A 3321-nucleotide genomic window follows, 5' to 3' on the forward strand; every position below is an offset into this window, starting at 1 on the left:
GCGTTGCTTGCCCCTTAATGCGGCGTTATGCAACAGTAAAGAAAATCGATCACAATTTATTGATAATTAAGCTATTTCTATGCTTTATCGTACTGTGATTCTGGTTTCTAATTTATTCTACAGTTACTTTTAACCCATTGTTTAAATTGGTTATTTATCAGTTTTTAAAATCAGTTTTATCTATATTGATTTAGTCCTTGGCTTCTTGTTCTTCGAGTCTTTATTCAGCACTTAATGGTAAAATGGGTTTGTGTTCAGCTTGTCTATAGTCATGATCAGCAGAATCAAATGGTTTCCGTTGTTGCCAACGTTTTTCTATTGGGTCAATGCTGACTTTTCGTGTAAGTTTAAGAATATTTGCCAATGCTGTTCTTTGGTAATATTTTGAATAATTTGGTAAATGTTGCATAACAAACGCTTCAATAGGGACATCCAACGCTCGCCATTTTTGGTTTTAATGGGTTTTGAGGTTACGGTTGGTTAGTTTTAGTGTGGTTGTTTGCGTTGTCTGCCCTTTAAGCGGGCGTTAGGCTTACAAACGTAGCTTATTAGGACAAAGTCGATTTAGAGTTTCTGCAAATTCTTGACAACTTAACGAATCTGGCTCAGTTAAGCTGCTGTAAATAGTATCAATTGCTCCAGTGGCTGGATCTAGATATCTAGCTTTGGCTAAATCTATGTTGAGCTTTTGTAAGTCTAGGTGGGATTGCAAAGCACATTTACTAAGTAGTTTGTTCTTATTCTTATTGAATAAAACTCGCATTTCTTCGTTGGGTTGATCTTGGCTTGAGCAATACTTAATATTTATAGATTCATAAAATAAGTCGAGATTCTTTTCGACATAACCTGGTTTACTTAGATTGTTTGTGTAATAAGCATTTGCAATAGAACAGGTTAGAATTGCTAACTTCAAACAATGAGAAAAACTACTCTCCCATAGCGACTCGATACCGATTAAAGCAGTCCAAACTAGCAATATTGCTGTAAACATCAAACCTAAAGCGGCGTATCCTGATCCAGTAAATGCAATGTAGATGGCATAAATCAATAGTGTTACTGTGGTGGTTATAACCATTATTATCTTAATCATCGGCATATCGTTGCTGTATATAAAAACAGTGTCAGTATAGCAAGCCTAACAAACGCTTCAAGAGGGACAGCCAACGCGTGGCATTTTTACTATGCGTTGTTTTTTTGTGATTACGGTATTATACGGAAAGTGAGTAGTAGCGTTGTCTGCCCCTTAAGCGGGCGTTATACGCTTTTGAGGGAATTATGATTCAGAGTATCTATGATCAGATGTGGCAAAGGTTTGAGCAGGCGACAGTTCAGAATGATTATGAGTTAGACGCTCATTTACTAGACACTACTAGTGATACTCGTAGGGGTATCACAGCTTTAGCATACTTAAAGCAGGGTAATAGTGCTGTCCTCAATGAAATCATCAAATTTCAGCAAGCAGTGCGAGAAATTGAACCTAATCAGTATTATCATCCGCTTGATGAGCTTCACCTTACTGTTTTATCGGTCATTTCATGCGTTCCAAAATTCGATCTAAACGAAATCAATATTCAGGCGTATGCTGATATATTCATTTCGGTATTGAAAACAACACAACTGATAGAAATAAAATATCATGGTGTTAGTGCATCTCCCAATTGTATTGTGCTTCAAGGTTTTCCTACCAGTAACGCTTTAGAGCAGTTCAGAAATAACCTTAGGACTCAACTAAGTGACGCAGGGTTAAGGGTAACTTTTGATAGTCGTTATAAATTGGTCACAGCTCATAGTTCTCTTATTCGTTTTAAGCTCCCAATTAGTGATGGTCAGCAACTTTTAGCGTTGTGTCAGCAGTATCGAAATTATGATTTTGGTAGCTTCGTTTTGAAAGACTTTGAGTTGGTGTTTAACAATTGGTATCAAAACTTGGTCGTCACTAAATGTCTGGCTAAGGGTTCAGTGGCAGACCAACCACGCGTATAACAAACAATTTAAGAGTGATTCAGCACGCTTGGCATTTTTGGTTTGGGTCTAGTTCAGTGTTTACGGTGGTCAAATTAAGTGTAGTGGTAGCGTGCTTCACACCTTAATTGGGCGTTATGTGCCACTAAGGTTCATCAGAACAAATCGCTATGAGAGCCAATTCTTGCTAATTGGAGCTGGTCATCAAAAATGCGATAAATGAGCACTAGATCTGGTTTAACGTGGCAGTCACGGAATCCAACCCATCCGCCAGTTAAAGGGTGATCAACATTTTTAGGGTCGAGTTTTTCGCCTCTTTGCAGCTTTGATATGATGTTGCCGACTTCAATGATGTCCGAAATCGGCATTTTGGTGATTTTTTTGAAGTCTTTTTTGAATTGCGTTGAGTATTCTAAGCTATACATTCTTAACTTTGCCTTCAGTTAGCTCAGTAAGCATAGCGTCGACAGATTCTGCTTTATGCCCATGACCTTGAACGAGTTCATTCATTGCAGAAATCGTTGTTTCATTTGGTTGAGGTACACGTAAGTCAAATGGAATACCACCATGATTAATCACGGCTTTTGCAAAAATTTTAATAGCTTGTGATGTACTAAGACCCATTTCGTCACAGATGCTAGTAAAAGCAACTTTGGTATCATGGTCTATGCGAGTACTTAGCATTTCTGTTCTCATAACAGCACCTTTAGTTGTACAATGTATTACATAGTTAAATATTAGTATAATGGCACATAACAAACGCTTCAAGAGGGACAGCCAACGCGCGGCATTTTTACTATGCGTTGGTTTTTATGATTACGGTGTTATGCGGTAAGTTGGTAGTAGCGTTGTCTGCCCCTTAAGCGGGCGTTATGTAACTGTAGAGAAAAAAGATCGCAATATATTGAAATTTAAAGTGTTTTTATCCTTTTGCATTTTAAAATGAACTTCTACTTTTCATGTTTGATACTTTTAACTGATTGTTTTAATGGGTTATTTATACAGTTTGTAAAGTCAGTCTTATTCATGTTGATTTGGTTTTTGTCTTCTTGTTCTTCGAGTCTGTATTCTGAACTTAATGGTAAAGCGGGTTTGCGTTCAGCTTGTCTATAGTCATGATCCGCAGACTCAAGTTACTTTTGTAGTTGCCAGAGTTTTTTCTACTGGGTCAATGCTGACTTTTCGTGTAAGTTAAATCGTGTTTGGCGATGCTATTTTTGGCAATGCTTTGAAATGGTTAGTAAAGTTACATAACAAAGCATTTAAGAGGCAGGGAAACCGCATGAGTGTGCCGTGGAGCACAGAGGTTAACTTAAGGTTAACCATTTGAGCGTAAGCTTAAGAAGAGATGAAGGCAGG

At 37.7% G+C, this 3321-nt stretch carries 5 protein-coding genes; 1 reads left to right on the top strand and 4 read right to left on the bottom strand.

Annotated elements, in window-relative coordinates:
- Positions 1-220: 220 nt before the first annotated feature.
- Positions 221-409 (bottom strand): hypothetical protein, encoded by a 189-nt coding sequence (locus tag B5D54_RS16590; RefSeq protein WP_139364803.1) that lies wholly within the window; start codon positions 407-409, stop codon positions 221-223.
- Between the two features lie 123 nt (positions 410-532).
- On the bottom strand, positions 533-1090 hold the full coding sequence (locus B5D54_RS16595; RefSeq protein WP_078927636.1) for a hypothetical protein: 558 nt from the start codon (positions 1088-1090) through the stop codon (positions 533-535).
- 185 nt (positions 1091-1275) lie between these two features.
- Here B5D54_RS16595 and B5D54_RS16600 point away from each other — a divergent pair, with 185 nt between their 5' ends.
- Entirely contained in the window at positions 1276-1983 is a 708-nt protein-coding gene (locus tag B5D54_RS16600) for a 2'-5' RNA ligase family protein (RefSeq protein ID WP_078927637.1), read from the top strand.
- A gap of 134 nt (positions 1984-2117) precedes the next feature.
- Here B5D54_RS16600 and B5D54_RS16605 read toward each other — a convergent pair whose 3' ends face one another.
- Positions 2118-2387, bottom strand: a complete 270-nt coding sequence (locus B5D54_RS16605; RefSeq protein WP_002033296.1) for a type II toxin-antitoxin system YafQ family toxin — start codon at positions 2385-2387, stop codon at positions 2118-2120.
- Positions 2380-2658 carry a type II toxin-antitoxin system RelB/DinJ family antitoxin gene (locus B5D54_RS16610; RefSeq protein WP_032480862.1) on the bottom strand — a complete coding sequence of 93 codons (279 nt, stop codon included), beginning with the start codon at positions 2656-2658 and terminating at the stop codon, positions 2380-2382. Before B5D54_RS16610 ends, B5D54_RS16605 begins: the two co-directional genes overlap by 8 nt.
- Between the last annotated feature and the right edge of the window lie 663 nt (positions 2659-3321).

Source organism: Vibrio cincinnatiensis DSM 19608 (assembly GCF_900167345.1).
In the GTDB taxonomy this organism is placed as follows: Bacteria; Pseudomonadota; Gammaproteobacteria; order Enterobacterales; family Vibrionaceae; genus Vibrio; species Vibrio cincinnatiensis.